Annotated in this window: 18 protein-coding genes and 1 tRNA gene; 8 read left to right on the forward strand and 11 right to left on the reverse strand. The window is 72.8% G+C overall.

The window, feature by feature from the left end:
* Positions 1 to 513: 513 nt before the first annotated feature.
* The 4 genes from mshC to H4687_RS09930 all read right to left on the reverse strand — a co-directional run bounded on the left by mshC (position 514) and on the right by H4687_RS09930 (position 4126).
* Positions 514 to 1743 (reverse strand): cysteine--1-D-myo-inosityl 2-amino-2-deoxy-alpha-D-glucopyranoside ligase, encoded by a 1230-nt coding sequence (mshC, locus tag H4687_RS09915; RefSeq protein WP_046920155.1) that lies wholly within the window; start codon positions 1741 to 1743, stop codon positions 514 to 516.
* Between the two features lie 179 nt (positions 1744 to 1922).
* Positions 1923 to 2789, reverse strand: a complete 867-nt coding sequence (locus tag H4687_RS09920) for an SCO1664 family protein (RefSeq protein WP_179860167.1) — start codon at positions 2787 to 2789, stop codon at positions 1923 to 1925.
* Positions 2753 to 3343, reverse strand: coding sequence for a DUF3090 domain-containing protein (locus tag H4687_RS09925; protein ID WP_037701872.1), 591 nt, complete (start codon positions 3341 to 3343; stop codon positions 2753 to 2755). Before H4687_RS09925 ends, H4687_RS09920 begins: the two co-directional genes overlap by 37 nt.
* A 96-nt stretch (positions 3344 to 3439) precedes the next feature.
* Complete coding sequence (locus H4687_RS09930; RefSeq protein WP_046916762.1) at positions 3440 to 4126, reverse strand: histidine phosphatase family protein; 687 nt, start codon at positions 4124 to 4126, stop codon at positions 3440 to 3442.
* 104 nt (positions 4127 to 4230) lie between these two features.
* On the opposite strand from H4687_RS09930, the gene corA reads away from it, so the two are divergent.
* Entirely contained in the window at positions 4231 to 5226 is a 996-nt protein-coding gene (gene corA, locus H4687_RS09935) for a magnesium/cobalt transporter CorA (protein ID WP_046916761.1), read from the forward strand.
* A gap of 81 nt (positions 5227 to 5307) precedes the next feature.
* Here corA and H4687_RS09940 read toward each other — a convergent pair whose 3' ends face one another.
* The gene (locus tag H4687_RS09940) at positions 5308 to 6096 is read right to left on the reverse strand and encodes a hypothetical protein (RefSeq protein ID WP_046916760.1); all 789 of its coding nucleotides are present in this window, start codon (positions 6094 to 6096) and stop codon (positions 5308 to 5310) included.
* Between the two features lie 283 nt (positions 6097 to 6379).
* Positions 6380 to 7435 carry an LLM class F420-dependent oxidoreductase gene (locus H4687_RS09945; protein WP_046916759.1) on the reverse strand — a complete coding sequence of 352 codons (1056 nt, stop codon included), beginning with the start codon at positions 7433 to 7435 and terminating at the stop codon, positions 6380 to 6382.
* Positions 7436 to 7625: 190 nt separating this feature from the next.
* On the opposite strand from H4687_RS09945, the gene H4687_RS09950 reads away from it, so the two are divergent.
* Together H4687_RS09950 and H4687_RS09955 are read left to right on the forward strand one after the other, a co-directional pair.
* Entirely contained in the window at positions 7626 to 8609 is a 984-nt protein-coding gene (locus H4687_RS09950) for an aldo/keto reductase (RefSeq protein ID WP_046916763.1), read from the forward strand.
* Complete coding sequence (locus H4687_RS09955) at positions 8606 to 10891, forward strand: helix-hairpin-helix domain-containing protein (protein WP_046916758.1); 2286 nt, start codon at positions 8606 to 8608, stop codon at positions 10889 to 10891. The genes H4687_RS09950 and H4687_RS09955 overlap by 4 nt, the downstream gene beginning before the upstream one ends.
* A 100-nt stretch (positions 10892 to 10991) precedes the next feature.
* Here the strand turns inward: H4687_RS09955 and H4687_RS09960 are convergent, their stop codons facing one another.
* The gene (locus tag H4687_RS09960) at positions 10992 to 11678 is read right to left on the reverse strand and encodes a hypothetical protein (RefSeq protein WP_005485168.1); all 687 of its coding nucleotides are present in this window, start codon (positions 11676 to 11678) and stop codon (positions 10992 to 10994) included.
* Positions 11679 to 11726: 48 nt separating this feature from the next.
* Between H4687_RS09960 and H4687_RS09965 the strand changes: the two genes are divergently transcribed.
* Complete coding sequence (locus H4687_RS09965) at positions 11727 to 11915, forward strand: DUF5703 family protein (protein WP_005485166.1); 189 nt, start codon at positions 11727 to 11729, stop codon at positions 11913 to 11915.
* 70 nt (positions 11916 to 11985) lie between these two features.
* On the opposite strand, the gene H4687_RS48005 is transcribed toward H4687_RS09965, so the two are convergent.
* The 3 genes from H4687_RS48005 to H4687_RS09980 all read right to left on the reverse strand — a co-directional run bounded on the left by H4687_RS48005 (position 11986) and on the right by H4687_RS09980 (position 14790).
* Positions 11986 to 12951 carry a chaplin gene (locus H4687_RS48005; RefSeq protein WP_046916757.1) on the reverse strand — a complete coding sequence of 322 codons (966 nt, stop codon included), beginning with the start codon at positions 12949 to 12951 and terminating at the stop codon, positions 11986 to 11988.
* 132 nt (positions 12952 to 13083) lie between these two features.
* A complete protein-coding gene (gene chpH / locus H4687_RS09975; protein ID WP_005485162.1) occupies positions 13084 to 13317 on the reverse strand; it encodes a chaplin ChpH in 234 nt (77 codons plus the stop codon).
* Positions 13318 to 13464: 147 nt separating this feature from the next.
* The gene (locus tag H4687_RS09980) at positions 13465 to 14790 is read right to left on the reverse strand and encodes a M20/M25/M40 family metallo-hydrolase (protein WP_046916756.1); all 1326 of its coding nucleotides are present in this window, start codon (positions 14788 to 14790) and stop codon (positions 13465 to 13467) included.
* 199 nt (positions 14791 to 14989) lie between these two features.
* Here H4687_RS09980 and H4687_RS09985 point away from each other — a divergent pair.
* From H4687_RS09985 to H4687_RS10000, 4 genes are all read left to right on the forward strand, one after another.
* Positions 14990 to 15074 (forward strand) — tRNA-Leu (locus H4687_RS09985).
* Between the two features lie 283 nt (positions 15075 to 15357).
* Positions 15358 to 19233 carry a Pls/PosA family non-ribosomal peptide synthetase gene (locus H4687_RS09990; RefSeq protein ID WP_046916755.1) on the forward strand — a complete coding sequence of 1292 codons (3876 nt, stop codon included), beginning with the start codon at positions 15358 to 15360 and terminating at the stop codon, positions 19231 to 19233.
* A gap of 77 nt (positions 19234 to 19310) precedes the next feature.
* Positions 19311 to 20711 carry a M1 family metallopeptidase gene (locus H4687_RS09995; protein ID WP_046916754.1) on the forward strand — a complete coding sequence of 467 codons (1401 nt, stop codon included), beginning with the start codon at positions 19311 to 19313 and terminating at the stop codon, positions 20709 to 20711.
* A 10-nt stretch (positions 20712 to 20721) separates the two neighbouring features.
* Entirely contained in the window at positions 20722 to 21165 is a 444-nt protein-coding gene (locus tag H4687_RS10000; RefSeq protein WP_078907271.1) for a YchJ family protein, read from the forward strand.
* A 10-nt stretch (positions 21166 to 21175) separates the two neighbouring features.
* On the opposite strand, the gene H4687_RS10005 is transcribed toward H4687_RS10000, so the two are convergent.
* Positions 21176 to 21901: a FadR/GntR family transcriptional regulator gene (locus H4687_RS10005; RefSeq protein WP_046916752.1), complete on the reverse strand. Its 726-nt coding sequence runs from the start codon at positions 21899 to 21901 to the stop codon at positions 21176 to 21178.
* Positions 21902 to 21903 lie beyond the last annotated feature (2 nt).

Raw genomic sequence — 21903 nt, forward strand, 5'->3', positions numbered from 1 at the left:
CGGCAGCTGGCCGGTCCGGCCTTTCGACTGACGTCTGTCATGCCATCACATGCCGACCTGCCCCGCAGCCCTTCGCCGGTCGACCGACAGGGCCTTGACAGCCCCCGGCGCGGCTTCCTGCCGGATTGTGCCGGTCCGGCCCCCGCGCCGCTCTCGTGCCGGGGGCCCCGGGCCTGGGGGGCACACGAGGAACGGGCGGAGCGGTACGTGAGGAACGGTCAGGTACGGCCGGCCGAGGGCGCGGGGCGTACCGGGGCCGGAACCGGGGCCGAGAGCGTTCGCGGCGACGGGTGTCCGGGGGCCCCTGTTCTCCTCCGGGGCGGGTGGTACTCGTGAACTCCCGCCCAGGCTGCGCCTCTTCGCGTGCCGGCGGAACGGAACGAGAGTCCCGGGAATGACGGAGGGGCGCCTCCCCCGGCCGGAGGAGGCGCCCCTCCGCTCTCGTCCCGTGTCTGACGCGCGGGACACGGGTGCCGGCTGCGACACCTGTGCAGAGTCGTTACTTCAGGTGGGTCACAGAGCCACGCCGAGCAGCGCGTCCACGGCACGGGACACGATGCCGGGCGCCCCCTCGTCCGTACCGCCCCGCTCCTCCTGGAGCGCGGCCCAGCGGTCGACCGCGGTGAGTGCGGTCGGCGCGTCCAGGTCGTGCGCGAGGGCCTCGCGGATCTCCTCGACGAGGGCCTCGGCGGACGGCCCGTCCGGCCGGGAGACGGCGGCGCGCCACCGGCCGAGGCGGTCGACGGCGTCCTGGAGCACCTGGTCGGTCCACTCCCAGTCGGCCCGGTAGTGGTGGGCGAGGAGCGCGAGCCGTATCGCGGCCGGGTCGACCCCGTCGCGGCGCAGCCGGGAGACGAAGACCAGGTTGCCCTTGGACTTCGACATCTTCTCGCCGTGCAGCGCCACCATGCCGGCGTGGACGTACGCCTTGGCCATGGGGAACTCGCCGGTCAGGGCCTGCGCGTGCGAGGCGCCCATCTCGTGGTGCGGGAAGGCGAGGTCGGAGCCGCCGCCCTGGACGTCGAAGCCCATGCCCAGGTGGTCGAGGGCGATGGCGACGCACTCGATGTGCCAGCCGGGCCGGCCGCGGCCGAGGGAGCCGCCGTCCCAGCTGGGCTCGCCCTCACGCGCGGCCATCCAGAGCATCGGGTCGAGGGGGTTCTTCTTCCCGGCCCGGTCCGGGTCCCCGCCGCGCTCGGCGGAGAGCAGCCGCATCGTGGCGGCGTCCAGGCGCGAGACCTTGCCGAAGTCGGGGTCGGCCTCGACGGAGAAGTAGATGTCCCCTTCGAGTTCGTACGCGGCACCGGAGGCGAGGAGCCGCTCGACGAGCGGAACGATTCCGGGGATGGCCTCGACCGCGCCGATGTAGTGGCGCGGCGGGAGCACCCGCAGGGCGGTCATGTCCTCGCGGAAGAGGGCGGTCTCCTTCTCGGCGAGGGCCACCCAGTCGATGTCGTCGCGCGCGGCCCGCTCCAGCAGGGGGTCGTCGACGTCCGTGACGTTCTGGACGTAGTGAACCTGCCGCTTGGTGTCGAGCCACACGCGCTGGACGAGGTCGAACGCGTTGTAGGTCGCCGCGTGACCCATGTGGGTCGCGTCGTACGGGGTGATACCGCAGACGTAGATACGGGCGACGGGACCGGGGTCAAGGGTGATGAGCCCATCGGTCGCGGTGTCGTGGATCCGAAGGTCGCGGCCCTTGCCGGGCAGGACGGGGACCTCAGAAGCGGGCCAGGCATGCATGCCACGAGCCTAACCCGATCGCTGCGAGGTCATGCGGGGTCCCTCCGGGGGATCGGCCGGGACACCTTCCGGTTCGGGGGGACAGGCTGTTCTGCGGCTTGCGCCGGACGTGGCTGCTCGCACGGTCCCCGCGCCCCTGACGGGGCGCACCCGTGGCAGGGGTGGGCTACAGCGGTGCCTCAGACCGGGGGCCAGGGGATCGCCGGCCACTCGCCGCTCGGCTCCGGGTGGCGTCCGCTCCTCAGCAACGCGGCCACCCGCTCCCGCGTGGCGTCCAGCTCGGCCGGTGTGATCAACGCGACCAGCTTCGCGGCCAGCGGTCCGCCCTCGGCCAGTGCGCCCCGCAGCCGGCCCAGCACCTCGACGGCCTCCTCGGTGAGCGGTTCCCCCGCCCACCCCCACAGCAGCGTCCGCAGCTTGTTCTCGACGTTGAAGGTCACCCCGTGGTCGATGCCGTACAACCGCTCCCCGGCGGCCGGCAGGAGGTGTCCGCCCTTGCGGTCGGCGTTGTTGACGACCGCGTCGAGCACGGCGAGCCGTCGCAGCCGCCGGTCGTCGGCGTGCACGAGGAGCGCGGTCTCGCCGTCCCCGACCTCCGCGAAGCCGACGGCCTTCCAGCCCTCCCCGGCCTCCTCGCCCTCCACGAGGGCCAGCAGTTCGGAACCGGCCTCGCCCTCGATCCACAGCTGGCACATGCCCTGGCCGTAGGGCCCGTCGCGCAGCACGGTGGGCGGGACCAGCCCCCAGCCGGTCGCCTCGGACACCTCGTACGCGGCGACCTCCCGCTGCGCGAGCGTGCCGTCGGGGAAGTCCCACAGGGGCCGCTCCCCGGCGACGGGCTTGTAGACGCAGGCGGCCTCCCGGCCCTGGTGGGAGACCGTGCAGTACAGCACCGCGTTGGACGCCTCCCGCACCTGCCCGCGCACGGTCAACTCGCCCTCGGCGAGCAGCTCGACGGACGGCAGGTCGGGCGACGACGAGCCGGCGGAGGCAGCGGAGGCGGAGGAGGTCACGCCCCCCGCCGGTATCCGTTCTGGCGCGGACATACGTGTCCCTCCGGATCGAGCGGCAGACTGCACAGCGGGCACGGCGGCCGCCCCGCGTTGACGACGTCGAGGGCGCGCTTGGCGAAGGCACGGGCCTGGGAACCGGTGAGGCGGACGCGGAGCATCGGCGGGCCGTTCTCCTCGTCCTGGAGCATCCGCTCCTCCGCCTCGGCCAGGTCCTCCTCGGAGTCGGCGTCCAGCTCGACCAGGGCCTGGGCCTCGACGATCATCCGCTCCTCGTCGCCGTCCCAGGCCAGCGCCATGGTGCCGACCCGGAACTCCTCCTCGACGGGGGCCTCCAGCGGCGCCGTGTCCGACACCTCGGTGGGGGCGACGGCCGGCACCGCGGCGCTGCCGCCGCTGCGCCGCACGACCTCGTCGAGCAGCTCGTCCATGCGCTCGGCGAGCGCGGCGACCTGGGTCTTCTCCAGGGCGACACTGGTGACACGCTGCCCGGAGGAGGCTTGCAGGAAGAAGGTCCGGCGCCCGGGCAGCCCGACCGTACCGGCCACGAAGCGGTCCGGGGGGTCGTAGAGGAACACCTGACGGGACACGTCCTGTCTCCATTGGAATCGACGTCGGGACCGGTCGCGCCGGCTGTTGACTGGTTCAGCGCCGCCGCGACCGCTTCACCCTACTGCGGTTGACGATCACGGTGCCCCCGCACCGCCCCCGACGGTCGCGTCACCGCTCGGGGGCTGCTCGCGCGGCGCCAGGGACGCGAAGTCCCCGGTGTCGCCGAGACGGACGAGAAACGGCCTGAGTCGGGTGTAACGGATCGCGGTGATGGAACACGGTTCGACAGAGATCCGCTGGAAGAGGTCCAGATGAAGTCCGAGTGCGTCCGCGACGAGCGACTTGATGATGTCGCCGTGCGAGCACATCACATACACGGCGTCGGCCCCGTGCTCGCGCTCCACGCGCGCGTTCCACTCCCGCACCGCCTCGGCGGCCCGGTGCTGCATGGCCCGCATCGACTCGCCGCCCGGGAACTCGGCCGCCGTCGGGTACGTCTGGACGACCTGCATCAGCGGCTCGTCCATCAGTTCGGCGAGCTTGCGGCCGGACCAGTCGCCGTAGTGGCACTCGCCGATACGGTCGTCGGTGTGCGGGCTGAGGCCGGGCCGGGCGTCGAGGAGGGGGCGGATCGTCTCCTGGCAGCGCTGGAGCGGGCTGGTGACGATCTCGGCGATCGGCAGTCCGTCGAGGCGGCCGGGCAGCGCCGCGGCCTGCGCCGCCCCCCGCTCGTCGAGCGCGATCCCGGGCGTCCACCCGGCGAGCACGCCCTCGGTGTTGGCGGTGGAACGTCCGTGCCGGACAAGGATCAACGTGGGCATGCGTCCCAGCGTAGACGCCCGCCCGACCGCCCCCTGCGGCCCTGTGGACAAAGCCTCCGCGAACGAGACGGCTGTGGACAGAGCCCCCGAGAAAGGAACTCCCCGTGATCGTCGACTGTGCCGTCTACCACGACGGGCACCGCACCGAGGGGCCCGAGGACCTCTCCGACGCCCTGGCCGCGGCCCGCGCCTCGGGCGGCTTCGTCTGGATCGGCCTGCACGAGCCGTCGGAGAAGGAGTTCGCCCTGGTCACAGAGGAGTTCGCGCTGCATCCTCTGGCCGTCGAGGACGCCCTGAAGGCGCACCAGCGGCCCAAGCTGGAGGTGTACGACGATTCGCTGTTCCTGGTCCTCAAGCCGGTCGGGTACGAGCCGTCCACCGACACCGTGACCACCGGGGAGGTGATGGTCTTCCTCGGCCACGCCTTCGTGGTGACCGTCCGCCACGGCGAGGGTTCGCCCCTGGGCGTCGTCCGCAGCCGGCTGGAGCGGGAACCCGAACTGCTCGGCAAGGGGCCCACCTCCGTGCTGTACGCGATCACGGACGCCACCGTCGACCACTATCTGGACGTGGCGACCGAACTCCAGACGGACCTGGAGGAACTGGAGGCGGAGGTCTTCTCGCCCGATGTCGGCGGCTCCCGGAACACCGCCTCCCGCATCTACACCTTCAAGCGCCAGGTCCTGGAGTTCCGCCGGGCGACCGGCCCCCTCGCCGCACCGCTCAACCGGCTCTCCTCCACGGGCAACCCCGCGGCCGCGGTGCCCTTCGTCGACGAGAAGGCCCAGCCCTTCTTCCGCGACGTCAACGACCACCTCACCCGCGTCAACGAGTCCGTCGAGGGACTGGACCGGCTGGTCTCCGACATCCTCTCCGCGCACCTGGCGCAGATGAGCGTCCGGCAGAACGACGACATGCGGAAGATCTCGGCCTGGGCGGCCATGGCCGCGATCCCGACCATGGCCGCCGGTGTCTACGGCATGAACTTCGAGCACATGCCGGAACTGCACTGGACGTGGTCGTATCCGGCACTGATGGCGCTGATGGTCGTGACGGAGGTGCTGGTGTTCCGGCTGTTCAAGCGCCGGGGCTGGCTGTAGCCCTCCCTGGTTCGCCGAGGACAGCCTCCCGCACGCGCGCGTGGTGAGATCTTCGTGTCCACGCGCGCGCGGGGTGGCGTCTCAGGCGAACTCCGGGGCGGCCGTCGCCGGACCGCCGAGGGCGTCGCGGCGGGTCGGCATCTCCAGGGTGACCATGCGGCGCCAGCCGAGGGCCCGCTCGTACGCGTACACCGCGCGGATACCCGCGGCCAGGACGGCCGCCCTGGCCTTCGGCCAGCCCAGGATGCGCCCCATGCGGTCCATCACGGCGAGGCTGACGTCCCGGTAGACGGCGATCTCGGCGAGGGCGCACTCACGCAGGGTCCGCTGGATGAAGCGCCCGTGTCCGGCGGCCGCGTAGCGCAGCAGTTCCTCGTGGGTGTAGGCGAGGTGGTTGTCCTCGTCGTCGGAGATCATCCGGACGGCCCTGCCGATCTCGGGGTGAGTGCCGAAGTGCTTGCGGAGCATCACCATCTGGTCGGCGGCGCGCTGTTCGGTGACCCGGCTGTGGCACAGGTAGACGATGACGTCCCGCACCGAGAGAGCCTCTTCGGCGTTGAGTTTCTCGTGCGCGAGGCCGATGCCGCCGCGCTCCAGGAGCATGGTGTAGTCGGTCTCGGCGGGGACCTCCACGGGCTGGAGGCCGCGTTTTTTCATGAGCGCGTTGAAGATCCGCCCGTGCTTGTCCTCGTCGGCGCCATGGCGGGTGATCTTGGGTGCGAGCGCCCGCTCGCTCGGCGGGACGAGCGCGGCGATGCGCGCGTTCTCCCAGCCGCCCTGGGTCTCCCCGCCGGCGGCGATGGAGCAGAACAGCCGGAACGACTCGTCGTTGTCGACGATCTCCTGGAACAGACTCTTGGCCGAAAGCATCGAAGGACACCTCTCCGCAGGGGGCCTGGCAGGGGCCTGCAGAAAACGAGTCAAATGGGGTACCAGGAGCCGGGCAACAGCTGTGTCGGACAAATCCGCCGAACGAATGACACCGGGGCGGCGATGGGGCGTAACCGAGCGGGGCGGTGCCGCGTTGTCCGTGGTGACGGCCGTGGCGGGGAGGACCCCCGAGCCCCCACCACGGCCGTAGTGCTTTCTGATCGACCTGCCGGGGCCGACTCCCGCCGGTTCCCGGCTCTCGTCGGCCGCTGCGCCGTTCGGGTTACGCGAGGCCGGCCAGCTCCATGGCCTGCGAGCCGGCCCGCAGCGAGGCGATCCGCTCGTCGAGGGTGAAGCCCGCCGGCGCGAGCGTGAGGGTGGTGACCCCGGCCGCGGCGTAGGCCGTCATCCGGTCGGCGATGCGTTCCACGGAGCCGAGCAGCGTCGTCTGGTCGATCAGCTCGTGCGGGATGGCGGCCGCGGCCCCGGTCTTGTCGCCGGCCAGGTACTTGTCCTGGATCTCGGCGGCCTCCTTCTCGTACCCCATGCGCCGGGCGAGCTGGTTGTAGAAGTTCTGCTTGCGGCTGCCCATGCCGCCCACGTACAGCGCGGTGTACGGGCGGAAGGTGTCGGCGAGCGTCGTCACGTCCTTGTCGTCGCCGACGGCCAGCGGCACGGTCGGGCAGATGTCGAAGCCGTCGAGGGTCTTGCCGGCCTTCTCCCGTCCCGCCCGCAGGTACGTGACGGCCGTGTCCTCCAGGTGCGCGGCCGAGGGGAAGATCAGCAGGGCGCCGTCGGCGATCTCGCCGGTCTGCTCCAGGTTCTTCGGGCCGATCGCGGCGATGTACAGCGGGATGTGCTCGCGGGTGGGGTGCACGGTCAGCTTCAGCGGCTTGCCGGGGCCGCCGGGCAGGGGCAGCGTCCAGTGCTCGCCGTCGTGCGACAGGCGCTCACGGGTCATCGCCTTGCGGACGATCTCGACGTACTCGCGGGTGCGGGCGAGCGGCTTGTCGAACTTGACGCCGTACCAGCCCTCCGAGACCTGCGGTCCCGAGACGCCGAGGCCGAGCCGGAAGCGGCCGCCGGACAGCGAGTCCAGCGTCGCGGCGGTCATCGCGGTCATCGCGGGCTGGCGGGCCGGGATCTGGAAGATGGCAGAGCCCACGTCGATGCGTTCGGTCTTGGCGGCGACCCAGCTGAGCACGGTGGCGGCGTCCGAGCCGTACGCCTCCGCCGCCCAGCACACCGCGTAACCCAGCCGGTCGGCCTCCTGGGCCACGGCCAGGTTGTCCCCGTCCATTCCGGCGCCCCAGTAGCCGAGGTTGATCCCGAGCTTCATATAGACCAGCCTTCCCCTTACCGATCAGTAACGTCTTTGTCGCGCCGACCCTATCGGGCCGCCGCCCTCCCGGGCCCGCGAGGCGGGGGTTCGTGGGACCGGAAAGGGGCGGGCCCGGGGCCTCCGCCTCCGGAAATCGGTTGTCCACAGGCCCCCACGTGGGGAACTCCGGCCAGTAATGTCGCCGTCCATGGAGCAGAGGCATCTCGGCCGTACCGGCCTGCGTGTGTCCCGGATCGGGCTCGGCACCCTGACATGGGGCCGCGACACGGACGAGCACGACGCCGCGGACATGTTGAAGCTGTTCTGGGAGGCGGGCGGCACCCTGGTCGACACCGCCGACGTGTACGGGGACGGCGAGGCGGAGTACCTGCTGGGTCAGTTGATGGACGGACTGGTGCCCCGCCGCGACCTCGTCATCTCCACGAAGGCCGGCAGCGTCCCGGACCCCGACCGCCGCTTCGACGGCTCGCGCGGCCATCTTCTCGCCGCCCTCGACGCCTCCCTCTCGCGTCTCGGCACGGACTACGTCGACGTCTGGCACATCCACGCCTACGACCCCGAAACCCCGCTGGACGAAACGCTCCAGGCCCTCGACCTGGCCGTCAGCAGCGGCCGGGCCAGATACGCCGGGGTCTCCAACTTCTGCGGCTGGCAGCTCGCGAAGGCCGCCACCTGGCAGCTCGCCGCCCCCGGCATACGCACGCGCCTGGCCAGTACGCAGCTGGAGTACTCCCTGCTGCAGCGCGGCGTCGAGCGCGAGGTGCTGCCCGCCGCACTGGACCTGGGCATCGGTCTGCTCCCGTCCTCCCCCCTGGGCCGGGGAGTACTGACCGCCAAGTACCGCCACATCACGCCCCCGGACTCACGGGGCGGCTCGGAGCACATGGCCCCGTTCGTCGCGCCCTACCTCGACGACACGGCGACCAGCATCGTGGACGCGGTGCAGACGGCGGCGGACGGCCTCGCGGTGACCCCGATCCAGGTGGCCCTCGCCTGGGTCCGCGACCGGCCCGGCGTGACCGCGCCCATCGTCGGCGCGCGCAACGCGCTGCAGCTCACGGGGGCACTGTCAGTGGAGAGCCTTAGTCTTCCTGACGAGATCTGCCGGGCTCTCGACGACGTGTCGGCGCCCGTGCACCGCTATCCCGATCACGACTGGAGCACGCTGTGAGCACGGAGCCCGCGACCACGGAGCCGGACGAGCCGGGGGGACGGGGCGACGGGACGCCCGCCGACGGCACCGACGCGCCCGGCGGCACGCCCGAGGACCGGGACGCCGCGGTCACGGCGGCGCCGCGGGAGGAGGACGACGGGGACGGCTCCGGCGACGGCGACACCGAGGGTTCCGCCGAGGCCGTCGCCGGCGACGGCGGCGAAGCCGCACCCGAAACCTCCGAGGCGCAGGCCGAGTTGGCGGCCCAGCGGCTGGAGCGGGAGCGGATCGAACGACGCAAGGCGGAGAAGAAGGCGCCGATCACGAGCGGGGCCAAGCTCAGTGGGTCGGCCGCCGATCTGCTGGCCGCCGTACGGGCGGTGGAGGGCGGGCAGAATCCCACGGCCACCGCCTTCGCCGAGCCCGCGCCCGCTCCGCGCCGGCCGGCGCCGGAGCCCGTGCGGCGACCGGAGCCGATGGCGTCCTCGGGGGGTGCGCCTGCTCCTTCGGGCGAGACCGTCGAGGACGTGCGCGCGGTGCTGGCCGCGGGCGGTGCCCCCGAAGCGCTGGCGGCACAGGTCGCCGAGGCACTCGGCGAGGGCGCCGGCGCTCGACTGCGCGAGGACCCCTGGCAGTTGCTGCGGGTGGCGGGGGTGCGGCCGGAGCAGGCCGACGGTTTCGCGCGGGCGCTGCTCGGCGCCGAGTGCGGCCCGGACGACGAGCGGCGGGGCCGGGCGGTCACCGTGTGGCTGCTGGAGCAGGCGGCCGTCGCCGGGCACACGGCACTGGAGGCCCCGGCGCTGGCCGCCGCGCTCGCCCGGTGCTCCGTGCCCGACCCCGACGAGGCCGTCCGGAGCACGGTCGCCGAGGGCGAGGCCCTGGTCTTCCAGGACGCGCTCGACGACGCCCCGACCGCGGCCCGGTCCGCGCCCCCGGCCGACGACGCCGAGGGCGACGAGGCTGATCAGGAGCGCCCGGTGCGTGTCCTCATCGGTCTGGAGCGGTACGCCCTCGCCGAGGAGAGCCTCGCCGACGGACTCGCCCGCGTCATGAACTCCCTGGCCAAGGAGGACACGACGGACTGGGCCTCGGCGGCGGCCTCGGCACCGCGGTCGGCGGCGGAGCTGATCCGTGCCGTCGCCGGACACGGGCTGGTGCTCCACACCGGCGGCGAGGCGGCCCGCGCGGAACCGGCGGCCCTGGTCGCGGCCGCCCGGGCGCTCGGACTGAGGGCGTACGCGGCGACACACAGCGCGGACGGAAGGCGGCGCCTCGCCTCCGGCCCGGCCGGCGGTGAGGGAGCGGCCGTCGGGGGACCGGCCGGGGCCGAGGGAGTCGAGCCCGCCGCCGTGACGACTTTGGCCGGGCTGCTGTCCGGCGCCGAGGGTCCCGGCCGGGACCGGGACGGCGCCCTCGACCTCGACCTGCTCGTGGTGCTGGACGCGCCCCAGCTGGACGTCGAGACCGCCGCGCTGCTCGCCGAGTCGCTGTCCGACGGGGCCCGGCTGGTACTCAGCGGCGACCCGGGGGTGCTGTGGTCCGCCGGGCCGGGCCGGGTCTTCGCGGACCTGCTCGCCGCCCGTGCCTGCCCGCAGGTCGCCTCGCGGACACCCGACCCCGGGCCCGTCGGCGAGCTGGTCTCGGGCATCGGGATCGGGGAGCTGAACCAGGTCGACGCGCCCGGCAAGGAAGTGGTGATCGTGCCCGTGCGGGACGCGGGAGAGGCGGTGCACAGGACCGCGCAGCTGGTCGTGGACTCGGTGCCGAGGGCGTTCGGGATCCCCGCCGAACAGGTGCAGGTGATCACACCCGGCCATGGTGGGGCGGCCGGCACGCGCGCGCTCAACACCGCGCTCAAGGAGCGACTGAACCCGGGGCCGGGCCGCTTCGGCGGGTTCGACCCGGGCGACCGCGTGGCGTACTCCCCCGCGCCGGGCCGTTCGACGCCGGGACGGGTGGTGCGGGCCGACGCCGAGGGGCTGCATCTGGAGTGCGCGGGCACCGCCGTCGTCGTGCCGAAGGAGCGGGTCGAGCAGAGCGTGCGGCACGGGTGGGCGCTCACCGCGCACCAGGCCGTGGGGCACCGGTGGCCGGCCGCGGTCGTGGTGCTGCCGGGTGACGCGGCGCAGGCGCTGAGCCGGCCCTGGGTCTACACGGCCTTCGGCCGCGCCGAGCGGCATCTGTCGGTGGTGCACGGTGCGGAGCAGGCCCTGCCCCGCGCGGTCGCCGAGGTACCGGCGAAGCCGCGCACGACCCGGCTCCCGGCGCTGCTGAAGGCCCAGGTGCCGGCGGCCGATTGAGCGCGCCGGCGATGAGGGGCGGGCCGGGACCGGGGCGGGTGCGCGCGCCGGCGCCCGCCTGCCCCGGGCCACAGGGCGCTCGACGGCGGGGGGCCCCGCGTCAGCGATCGGCGTCCAGCGGTTCCAGCTCCTCGTCGTCCCCGAGATCCGGTTCCAGCGCGAGGTCGTCGTCCAGGTCGTCGTCCGGCTCGTCGTCGAAGACCGCGCTGACGTCGAAGCGGCAGACGACCCTCTGCGGATCGACCCCTTCGAAGGGTGCCTCCAGCCACTCGCCGGGCTCGGCGGTGTCGTCCGCGGCGGTCACCCAGAGCGTGGAGTCGCCCTCCTCCAGGCCGAACTCCTTGTGCCGGGAGGCGATCTCGTCCGGCTCGAACTCGCCGAACAGCAGACCCAGCGCACCGTGCACCGTGCGCCCCGGACCGTCGGAGCCGACCGGCTCCTCCGCCGCCTCCACCCGCTGGGCCTGGGCCAGCAGCCGCTGCGGCTCGGCCACCGTGTAGTCCCGGCGGATCATCACGCTGAGCGCGCCGGGTTCCCCGGGGCCGGTGTACGGCGGCATGTCCTCGGTGCCGGGGATCTCGAAGGGAGTGACCTCGTCGTAGCGGTCGTAGAGCAGTTCGTCGTACTCCTCGGCGGCCGCGGCCAGCTCGTTGAACGCCTCGTAGACGGCCGGGTCGTCCTCCCCCGACCGGCGTTCGACCGCGGCCAGGTGGCGGTCGAGCGCGGTCTTGACCGCCTCGGCGGCGGCGCGTACCTCGGCAGCGGTGGGCTGCGCAGCATCAGACATAGTGCAGACGCTATCCGTACCGGGCCCCAGCCCGCACAATAGATACCGATGCCGGAATACGAATTTGTCGACGTGTACGTACCGCGCGGGGTTTCCCGCAAGGACGCCACACGTCTGCTGACGGACCATGCCGAGTACGGACACTGGGAGTTGGACCGACTGAGCCTGCTGCGTGACGGCAGCCGCAGGGTGCGGTTGCGCCGACGGATCATCCGCCAGGTACGCGCCACCTGGTGAGCGTCCGGAGCGGAACGGAGCGGGCCCCGCTGGTGCGGGGCCCGCTCCGTTCGCCGCCGGCCGGGTCGGGTTACAGAGCGGCCGCCCGCGCCTTGCGGTAGATCAGGGCGCCCCCGATCAGTGCGCCCGCGCCCACCGGGAGGACGAGCCCCAGCGGCAGGTCGCCGCCGGTCTGGGCGAGCTGCGCGGCACCGTCGGGCTGGGTGACGGTCTGCGTGCCCGGGTGGTTGGTGTCACCGCCGGGGACCTCACCACCGGGCTTGCCCGGCTTGCCCGGCTTGCCCGGTGTCTGCGGGGACGCCTCCTCGGAGTCGCCCGGCGGGTTCTGGTGGCCACCGCCCGGGTTCTCGTGCGCCCCTCCGCCGCCCGAGTTCCCGCAGTCGTTGCCCGTGACCCCGTTGCCGATACCGATCACGCCGATGTTGTTCCCGCACAGGTTGACCGGCACGTCGACGGGCACCTGCACGCTGTTGCCGGAGCCCACGCCTGGCGAGCCGCCGGTGCGACCGTCCGAGTGGGAGCCGCCGTGGGACGAACCGGGACCGCCGTGGCCGTGGTCGCCGTAACCGCCGCCGCCACCGCCGTTCGAGCAGTCGTTGCCGGTGGCCGGGTTGCCGACGCCGACCACGTCGACGCTGTTGCCGCACACGTTGACCGGAATGTGCACCGGAGCCTGGACGTGGTTGCCGGAGGCCACGCCCGGCGAGTCACCGGTGTGACCGCCGGCCTGGGAGCCGCCGTACGACGAACCGTGACCGCCGCCGTCCTGGCCGCCGCGTGCGTGCTTGCCGCCTCCGCCGTTGGAACACTTGTTGCCCGCTGCCGGGTTGAGCAGTCCGACCACGCTCACCGTGTTGCCGCAGACGTTGACCTCGGCCTCCACCGGAGCCTGCACGGTGTTGCCGGAGAGCACGCCGGGCGAGTGGGTGGCGGAGCCCTGCGCACCGGCGTCGGCGTGCGCGGCACCGCCCGCCGCGGCGAGCACACCGGACGCGGCCGCCACCGTCATGAGGCCTTTGCGGGTGACCTGTCGCATTGCTGAATTACCTGCCTTAGCCCTATGTTCTGATCTTTTACACCTTGCCGGGATACCGGACGGCCCCGGAGTGCATGGCGCGCACTCCGGGGCCGACGGTTATTTCAGACCCTCACGAGGTGAGGCACAACGTCACTTGTTGATGCAGGTGTTGCCGAAGGCGGGGTTCAGCAGCCCGATCACCGAGATCGTGTTGCCGCACACGTTCACGGGGACGTGAACCGGCACCTGGACGACGTTGCCGGACGCGACACCCGGGGAGCCGATCGCGGCACCCTGGGCCCCGGCGTCGGCAACGGCCAGACCCGCGCCCGCGAGAACCAGACCACCGGTGGCTGCCGCAGCGGCGACGACCTTCTTGAGCATTATTCCTCCTTGTAGGCAAAGCGACCCCAAGTAGCGAGTCACACCACCTGTAACGAGGAGAATCCATTGGAGCTACGAGCTTATGGTCCGATTCACTCGACCCGGTCGGTCTTCGTACGCGCTGCCGAATAAAGCGCTCCGTTCAGGTCAGGACGCGTCGATGAAACGGTCGAGGACGCGCACCCCGAATTTCAGGCCGTCCACCGGCACCCTCTCGTCGACACCGTGGAACATGCCCGCGAAGTCCAGCTCCGGCGGCAGCTTCAGCGGCGCGAAGCCGAAGCCCCGGATGCCGAGGTCGTCGAAGGACTTGGCGTCCGTACCGCCGGAGAGCATGTAGGGCACCGCCTGCGCGGCCGGGTCCTCGGCGAGCAGCGCCGACTGCATGGCGTCGACGATCGCCCCGTCGAAGGACGTCTCCAGCGCCTTGTCGGAGTGCACGTCCTCGCGCCGCACCTTCGGGCCGAGGATCTTGTCCAGGTCGGCGAGGAACTCCTCCTCGAAGCCGGGCAGGAAACGCCCGTCGACGTGCGCGGTGGCCTCGCCCGGGATGACGTTGACCTTGTAACCGGCGCCGAGCTGGGTGGGGTTGGCGGTGTTGCGCAGGGTCGCGCCGATCAGCTTGGCGATGCCGCCGAGCCTGGCGAGGGTGCCCTCCATGTCCTCCGGGTCGAGTTCGGTGCCGAGCGCGTCGCCGAGTTCGTCGAGGAAGGCCCGGGTGGTCTTGGTGACCCTCACCGGGAACTGGTGGCGGCCGAGCCGGGCAACCGCCTCCGACAGCTCGGTGATGGCGTTGTCACGGTGGATCATCGACCCGTGCCCGGCCGTACCGGCCACGGTGAGCTTCATCCAGTGCATGCCCTTCTCGGCCGTCTGGATCAGATAGAGCCGCCGCTGCTCGTTCACGGTGAACGAGAACCCGCCGACCTCGCTGATCGCCTCGGTGACGCCCTCGAAAAGGTCGGCGTGGTTCTTGACGAGGTGCTTCGCCCCGTACGTGCCGCCGGCCTCCTCGTCCGCGAGGAAGGCGAGCACGATGTCGCGCGGGGGCCTGCGGCCGCTGCGCAGCCGGTCGCGGACGACCGCCAGGGTCATCGCGTCCATGTCCTTCATGTCGACGGCGCCCCGGCCCCAGACACAGCCGTCCGCGACCTCGCCGGAGAACGGGTGGTGGGTCCAGTCCGCCGCGTTGGCCGGCACGACGTCGGTGTGGCCGTGGATGAGCAGCGCGGGCCGCGAGGGGTCCTCGCCCTCGATCCGGGCCACCGTCGACGCGCGGCCCGGGTGCGACTCGAAGATCCGCGGCTCCAGCCCTACCTCGGCCAGCTTCTCGGCGACGTACTCGGCGGCCTTGCGCTCCCCCGGGCCCGAGTGGTCGCCGAAGTTGCTGGTGTCGATCCGGATCAGCTCGCGGCAGAGGTCGACGACCTCGTCCTCGCCGGTCACGCGCCTGCCCGTGTCCGTCTCGTTCACGCTGGTTCCTCCCGCTGTCGCTGCTGGTGGTTCCCCCTCATCCTCCTCCTGCCCCACCACTCGCCCCAAGACCGGGACCGGCCGGGTCACACGCCGTTCACACCCGGCCGCCCGGGGACGGGGGGTGATCGGGGGCTCCGGAAAGCCTGGTAATGTTTCCTTCGTCGCCACGGGGGGAACCCCGCGCGACAGACACCTTGTCCGGGTGGCGGAATGGCAGACGCGCTAGCTTGAGGTGCTAGTGCCCTTTATCGGGCGTGGGGGTTCAAGTCCCCCCTCGGACACACAGGGGCGAAGGCCGCGACCATCAGGTCGTGGCCTTCGTCGCGTTAGACTGACGAAATGTGGGCGACATCTCCCCCCACCAGGAAAACCCCAGGTCACGGCCCGTCCCTTTGCCCCTCCGGGCCACCCGGTGGACGCCCCCGCTTGGCCGACACGACAGGCCGTAGTCACCCGAGCACTAGAGTATTGGGCTTGTTCGGTGCCGATACGGAAATATCCCCAGGCAGACCTGCGGGTCCGTCGGCGCCCCCGGATGGTCCGGGTTCGAGAGGCGAGGATCCGATGGCCGCCGTGTACGAGAGTCCCGACCTGACGTTGCTCGACGGGGAGCTGGCGGAGGGAGCCGGAGGATTCGGCGGAGCGGCACTCTTCTCGGCCGGCCCGGCGGCCTCCCCGCGCACGCTCGTGGACGTCTTCGAGGCGTCCGTGCGGTCCTACCCGGACGAGCCGGCGCTGGACGACGGCAGGCGACGGCTCAGCTACAGGGCGCTGGCGGTCGAGGTGGAGCATCTGCGGCAGCGTCTGGGGGCGGCCGGGGTCGGGCTCGGGGACCGGGTCGGGGTGCGGGTGCCGTCCGGCACGAACGACCTGTACGTCGCGATCCTCGCGGTGCTCGCGGCCGGGGCCGCCTATGTGCCCGTCGACGCCGAGGACCCCGACGAGCGGGCCGAGCTGGTGTTCGGCGAGGCGGAGGTGCGGGCCGTCGTCGGGGCCGGGCACGAGCTGACCGTCACCGGCGCGTCCGACTCCCCCGCCGCCCGGCCCGGGGTCGAGCACGACGCGTGGATCATCTTCACCTCCGGGTCGACGGGGAAGCCCAAGGGCGTGGCCGTGAGCCATCGCAGCGCCGCCGCGTTCGTGGACGCCGAGGCGGCGCTGTTCCTGGCCGAGGAGCCGATCGGGCCCGGGGACCGGGTGATGGCCGGGCTGTCCGTGGCCTTCGACGCGTCCTGCGAGGAGATGTGGCTGGCCTGGCGGTACGGGGCCTGTCTGGTGCCGGTGCCGCGCTCGCAGGTCAGGAGCGGTGCCGATCTGGGGCCGTGGCTGGTCGAGCAGGAGATCACGGTCGTCTCCACCGTGCCGACGCTGGCCGCGCTGTGGGAGTCCGAGACCCTGAACGACGTACGGCTGCTGATCTTCGGCGGTGAGGCCTGTCCGCCGGAGCTGGCGCAGCGGCTGGTGACGGAGGGCCGCGAGGTCTGGAACACCTACGGGCCGACGGAGGCCACCGTCGTCGCCTGTGCCTCGCTGATGTCCGGCGAGGAGCCGATCCGGATCGGGCTGCCGCTCGACGGATGGGAACTGGCCGTAGTCGACGAGGCCGGGGAGCCCGTGCCGATGGGCGGCAGCGGGCAGCTCGTGATCGGTGGCGTGGGCCTCGCGCGGTACCTCGACGCCGAGAAGGACGCGGAGAAGTACGCGCCGCTCACGTCGCTGGGCTGGGAGCGCGCCTATCGCAGCGGCGACCTGGTGAAGGCCGAACCGGAGGGGCTGGTCTTCCTCGGGCGGGCGGACGAGCAGATCAAGCTCGGCGGGCGGCGCATCGAGCTGGGCGAGGTCGACGCCGCGCTCCAGGCGCTCCCCGGCGTCGCGGGCGCCGCGGCCGCCGTACGGACCGCGCGGAGCGGGAACCAGCTGCTGGTCGGCTATGTGGTCACCCAGGACGGGTGGGACCAGGCGGCGGCCGTGGAGAAGCTGCGGGCGGAGCTGCCGGCCGCGTTGGTGCCGCTGCTGGCACCAGTGGCGGAGCTGCCGACCCGGACGTCGGGGAAGGTGGACCGCGACGCCCTGCCGTGGCCGCTCGCGGAGCTGGAGAGCGCCGGGCCGGCCGAGGAGCTGTACGGGACCGAGGCGTGGCTCGCCGAGCAGTGGACGCAGGTGCTGGGCATCCCGGTCGGCGGCGCGGGTGACGACTTCTTCGCGATCGGCGGTGGCAGCCTGGCGGCCGCGCAGCTGACGACCCGGTTGCGGACCCGGTACCCGAGCGTCGCCGTGGTGGACATCTACCAGCGGCCGACCCTGCGGAAGCTGGCCCGGTATCTGGAGGCGTCGGGCGAGGAGGAGGGGCCGCGCCGGGCGGTGGAGCCCGTGCCCGTGCGGGCGCGGCTCGTCCAGCTCCTGCTGCTCGTGCCGTTGTTCACGCTGCTCGGACTGCGGTGGATCGTCCCGCTGGCCGCGCTCGGGAACCTGCTCGGGCCGTACGCCTGGCTGCCGACCGCGCCCTGGTGGGCCGTGGCGGTGGGGGCGGTGCTGTTGTACACCCCGCCGGGGCGGCTGGCGGTCGCGGCGGGCGGGGCGCGGCTGCTGCTGCGCGGGGTGGCGCCCGGGCGGTACGCGCGCGGCGGGAGCGTGCATCTGCGGCTGTGGGCGGCCGAGCGGCTGGCCGAGTTCAGCGGGGCGACCTCGCTGACCGGGGTGTGGCTGGAGCGGTACGCGCGGGCGCTGGGTGCCAGGGTCGGCGCCGATGTGGACCTGCACGCGCTGCCGCCGGTGACCGGGCTGCTGAAGCTCGGGCGGGGTGCGGCCGTGGAGTCCGAGGTGGATCTCTCCGGGTACTGGCTCGACGGGGACCGGCTGGAGATCGGGACCGTCAAGGTGGGTGCCGGCGCGGTCGTCGGGACGCGGAGCATGCTGCTGCCGGGGGCCAGGGTCGGCAAGCGGGCCGAGGTGGCGCCGGGGTCGGCGGTGGCCGGGCAGGTTCCCACCGGGCAGCGCTGGGCCGGCGCGCCGGCGGTGAAGCTGGGCAAGGCGAAGCGGAACTGGCCCAAGGAGCGGCCGCAGCGGGGCCTGTTCTGGCGGGTGTCGTACGGGGTGACGGGCTTCGGGCTGACGGCGCTGCCGGTGCTCGCCGGGGTCGCCGCGCTGGCCGTGCTGGGTCTGTTCGTGGCGCCGGACGCCGGGCTCGGAGCGGCTCTGCGGGGCGGGGCGCTGGGTCTGGTGCCGGCCACGCTCGTGTTCGGGGCCGCGTACGCGCTGCTGCTGCTCGTGGCCGTACGGCTGCTGAGCCTCGGGCTGCGGGAGGGCACGCATCCCACGCACAGCCGGGTCGGGTGGCAGGCGTGGACGGTCACGCAGCTCATGGACCGCTCGCGGCAGACGCTGTTCCCGCTGTACGCGGGGCTGGTGACGCCGGTGTGGCTGCGGCTGCTGGGGATGCGGATCGGCAAGGGCGCCGAGGTGTCCACCGTCCTGGCGCTGCCGAGTCTGACGACGGTCGGCGACGGGGCGTTCCTCGCGGACGACACGCTGACCGCGCCGTACGAGCTGGGTGGCGGGTGGCTGCGGATCGGGCGGGCGGAGATCGGGCGTCGGGCGTTCCTCGGGAACTCCGGGATGACCGCGCCGGGACGGTCCGTGCCGGACGGCGGTCTGGTGGGTGTGCTGTCGGCGACGCCGAAGAAGGCCAAGAAGGGCAGCTCGTATCTGGGGCTGCCGCCGGTCAGGCTGCCCCGGTCGGCCGCGGACGGTGACCAGAGCCTGACGTACGAGCCGCCCGCGCGGCTGCTGTGGGCGCGGGCGCTGGTGGAGCTGTGCCGGATCGTGCCGGTGTTCTGCTCGGCGGGTCTCGCGCTGCTGACGGTGGCGGCGCTGAGCGCGCTGGGCGGCTGGGCGTGGCCGCTGGGCGGGGTCGTGCTGCTGGCGGCCGGGGCCCTCGGATGTGTGCTCTCGGTCCTCGCGAAGTGGCTGCTCGTGGGGCGGCACCGCACCGGTGAGCATCCGCTGTGGAGCGGTTTCGTGTGGCGCAACGAGCTGGCGGACACCTTCGTGGAGGTGCTGGCCGTGCCGTGGCTGGCCGGGTCGGTGCCGGGCACGCCGGTGCTGAACGTGTGGCTGCGCGGGCTCGGGGCGACCATCGGCAGGGGGGTGTGGGTGGAGAGTTACTGGCTACCCGAGACCGACCTCGTCACGCTCGGCGACGGGGCGACGGTGAACCGGGGGTGTGTGCTCCAGACCCACCTCTTCCACGACCGGATCTTGCGGACGGATACTGTGGAACTCCGTGAGGGCGCCACTCTGGGCCCGGGCGGAATCGTCCTGCCCGGCAGCGTGGTCGGGGCCCGCACCACGCTGGGGCCGGCGTCGCTGGTCATGGCCGCGGAGTCCGTTCCCGACGACACCCGGTGGCTGGGCAACCCGATCGAGGCATGGCGCCGCTGAGTGCGGCTCGTGCGGCGTCGGGAGACTCGGGGGACGATGGACGTCGTACGAGAGCGCAGCGGGGAGCAGAAGCGGCAGTGGCGGTTCAGCAGTCAGTGGGTCCGGACCCGTACTTCCCGGCGAACGGTGATTCCCGTTACCGGGTGCATCGGTACGAGCTGGCTGTGGACTACCGGCCGGGGCCGAACCGGCTGTCGGGCACGGCGAGGCTCAACGCCATAGCGGGCCGGTCCGCGCTCGCCGAGTTCCAGCTGAACCTCGCCGACTTCAAGATCGGCCGGGTACGGGTGGACGGCCGGGCGCCGCACTACACGCACCGGGGCGGCCGGTTGCGTCTGCGGCCCGCGAAGCCGATCCGGCCGGGGGCCGCGTTCACGGTCGAGGTCCACTGGTCGGGCAATCCCAAGCCGGTGAACAGCCCCTGGGGCGGGCTGGGTTGGGAGGAGCTGACGGACGGGGCGCTGGTGGCGAGCCAGCCGGTCGGGGCGCCGTCCTGGTATCCGTGCAACGACCGGCCCGCCGACAAGGCCTCGTACCAGATCTCGGTCACGACGCCGTCCGCGTACCAGGTGGTGGCGGGCGGGCGGCTGCTCACCCGTACGGCGAAGGCGTCCACGACGACGTGGGTGTACGAGCAGTCGGCGCCGACGTCGAGTTATCTGGTCGGGCTGTCGATCGGCCGGTACCAGACGGTGCTGCTGGGCGACCCGAGGCCCGGCGGGGTGCCGCAGCACGGGCACATCCCCGCCCAGCTCCTCACGGAGTTCTCGCGGGATTTCGCGCGGCAGCCCGCCATGATGGAGCTGTTCGAGGAGCTTTTCGGGCCCTACCCGTTCGGGGAGTACGCGGTCGTGGTGACCGAGGAGGAGCTCGATGTCCCGGTCGAGGCACAGGGGTTGTCGCTGTTCGGTGCCAACCACGTGGACGGGGCGCGGGGTTCGGAGCGGCTGGTCGCGCACGAGCTGGCGCACCAGTGGTTCGGCAACAGCGTGTCCATCGCCGACTGGCGGCACATCTGGCTGAACGAGGGGTTCGCCAAGTACGCGGAGTGGCTGTGGTCGGAGCGCTCCGGCGGGCGCACGGCGCATCAACTGGCGCGTGCGGCGCACCAGAAGCTCGCCGCGCTCCCCCAGGATCTGCGGCTGGCGGACCCGGGCCGCAAGCTGATGTTCGACGACCGGCTCTACGAGCGCGGCGGTCTCACCGTCCACGCGGTGCGCTGCGCGCTCGGCGACGACGCGTTCTTCCGGATGCTGCGTGGCTGGGCGACCGTCCATCGCGGGGGCGCCGTGACGACGGCCGGGTTCGTCGCCCACGCCGGCCGGTACGCGGACGGACCGCTGGACGCCCTGTTCCGGGCGTGGCTCCAGGAACCGGCGCTGCCGCCCCTGCCGTCCCCGCCGCCCCCGCCGTCCGCCGGGGGTCCCGAGGTCCCGGCGCGGCCGCCGTATCCGCCGACGAACGCGGGGTCGGCGTAGGGCGGGCACAATGGCTGCCATGTCGTCGCGCCGCAGTGGTTCCAGGGCCGGTTCGAAGAGTGCCGCACGGGTCCCTTCGCCGGTCCCCCGCACCTGCCCCTGCGGGCTGCCCGCGGCGTACGAGGCCTGTTGCGGGCGGTATCACTCCGGCGGCGCGGCGGCGCCGACCGCCGAGGCGCTGATGCGGTCGCGGTACAGCGCGTTCGTCGTGCGGGACGCGGCGTATCTGCTGCGCAGCTGGCATCCCCGGACGCGGCCCACCGGGGTCGACTTCGACACGACCATGCGCTGGACCGGTCTGGAGATCCTGGACACGCAGGACGGCTCGGCCTTCCACAGCACCGGCACGGTCACCTTCCGCGCCTCGTTCCGGGGCGGCTCGATGCACGAGCGGAGCCGGTTCGAGCGCGTGGACGGGGCCTGGGTGTATGTGGACGGGGAGTTCCCGGAGTAGGCCCGCCGGGTCAACCGGCGGCCGGGGAACGGCCGTTGGGTGCCAGGATGTCGAGTTCCTGGAGGGCGCCCGCGGTGATCTCCCGGGTGAGCCGCTCGGCCCGGGGGGCGTCGTGTTCGCGGATGGCCTCGGCGACCTGGACGTGGAGGGTGACGGCCGCCGGGTCGGGGTCGTGGAACATGACGGCGTGATGGGTGCGGCCGGCGAGGACCTCCTCGACGACGTCGCCGAGGCGGGCGAACATCTCGTTGCCGGAGGCGTCCAGGATCAGGCGGTGGAAGGCGACGTCGTGGTGGAGGTAGCCCTCCAGCTTGTGGCCGCGTGAGTGGGCGACCATGCCGATGGCGCACTCGGTGATCGCGGCGCACTGCTCGTCCGTGGCGTGGCGCGCGGCGAGGCCCGCGGCGATCGGTTCGACGGCGCCGCGCAGCACGGTGAGCGAGCGCAGCTGGCGGGGGCGGTCCGCGCCGGCCAGGCGCCAGCGGATGACCTGCGGGTCGTAGACGTTCCACTCGGCGGACGGGCGGACGATCACGCCGACCCGGCGGCGGGACTCGACCAGGTGCATGGACTCCAGGACGCGGACCGCCTCCCGCATCACCGAGCGGGACACCTCGAAGCTCTGGGCGAGTTCGTCCGTGCGCAGCACGCTCCCGGGCGGGTACTCGCCCGCTGTGATCGCCGGTCCGAGGGTTTCCAGTACTCGGCCGTGCAGCCCTCGGCCCGGTGTGGTCATGG

Origin of the sequence: Streptomyces stelliscabiei (genome assembly GCF_014873495.1) — a bacterium.
Lineage (GTDB): Bacteria > Actinomycetota > Actinomycetes > Streptomycetales > Streptomycetaceae > Streptomyces > Streptomyces bottropensis.

Bases quoted from the DNA above. Each gene is read 5' to 3' on its own strand.
- mshC (WP_046920155.1), bottom strand. From the start codon at position 1,743: ATGCATGCCTGGCCCGCTTCTGAGGTCCCCGTCCTGCCCGGCAAGGGC.
- H4687_RS09920 (WP_179860167.1), bottom strand. From the start codon at position 2,789: ATGTCCGCGCCAGAACGGATACCGGCGGGGGGCGTGACCTCCTCCGCC.
- H4687_RS09930 (WP_046916762.1), bottom strand. From the start codon at position 4,126: ATGCCCACGTTGATCCTTGTCCGGCACGGACGTTCCACCGCCAACACC.
- H4687_RS09940 (WP_046916760.1), bottom strand. From the start codon at position 6,096: ATGCTTTCGGCCAAGAGTCTGTTCCAGGAGATCGTCGACAACGACGAG.
- H4687_RS09945 (WP_046916759.1), bottom strand. From the start codon at position 7,435: ATGAAGCTCGGGATCAACCTCGGCTACTGGGGCGCCGGAATGGACGGG.
- H4687_RS09950 (WP_046916763.1), top strand. From the start codon at position 7,626: ATGGAGCAGAGGCATCTCGGCCGTACCGGCCTGCGTGTGTCCCGGATC.
- H4687_RS09960 (WP_005485168.1), bottom strand. From the start codon at position 11,678: ATGTCTGATGCTGCGCAGCCCACCGCTGCCGAGGTACGCGCCGCCGCC.
- H4687_RS09965 (WP_005485166.1), top strand. From the start codon at position 11,727: ATGCCGGAATACGAATTTGTCGACGTGTACGTACCGCGCGGGGTTTCC.
- H4687_RS48005 (WP_046916757.1), bottom strand. From the start codon at position 12,951: ATGCGACAGGTCACCCGCAAAGGCCTCATGACGGTGGCGGCCGCGTCC.
- chpH (WP_005485162.1), bottom strand. From the start codon at position 13,317: ATGCTCAAGAAGGTCGTCGCCGCTGCGGCAGCCACCGGTGGTCTGGTT.
- H4687_RS09990 (WP_046916755.1), top strand. From the start codon at position 15,358: ATGGCCGCCGTGTACGAGAGTCCCGACCTGACGTTGCTCGACGGGGAG.
- H4687_RS10000 (WP_078907271.1), top strand. From the start codon at position 20,722: ATGGCTGCCATGTCGTCGCGCCGCAGTGGTTCCAGGGCCGGTTCGAAG.
- H4687_RS10005 (WP_046916752.1), bottom strand. From the start codon at position 21,901: ATGACCACACCGGGCCGAGGGCTGCACGGCCGAGTACTGGAAACCCTC.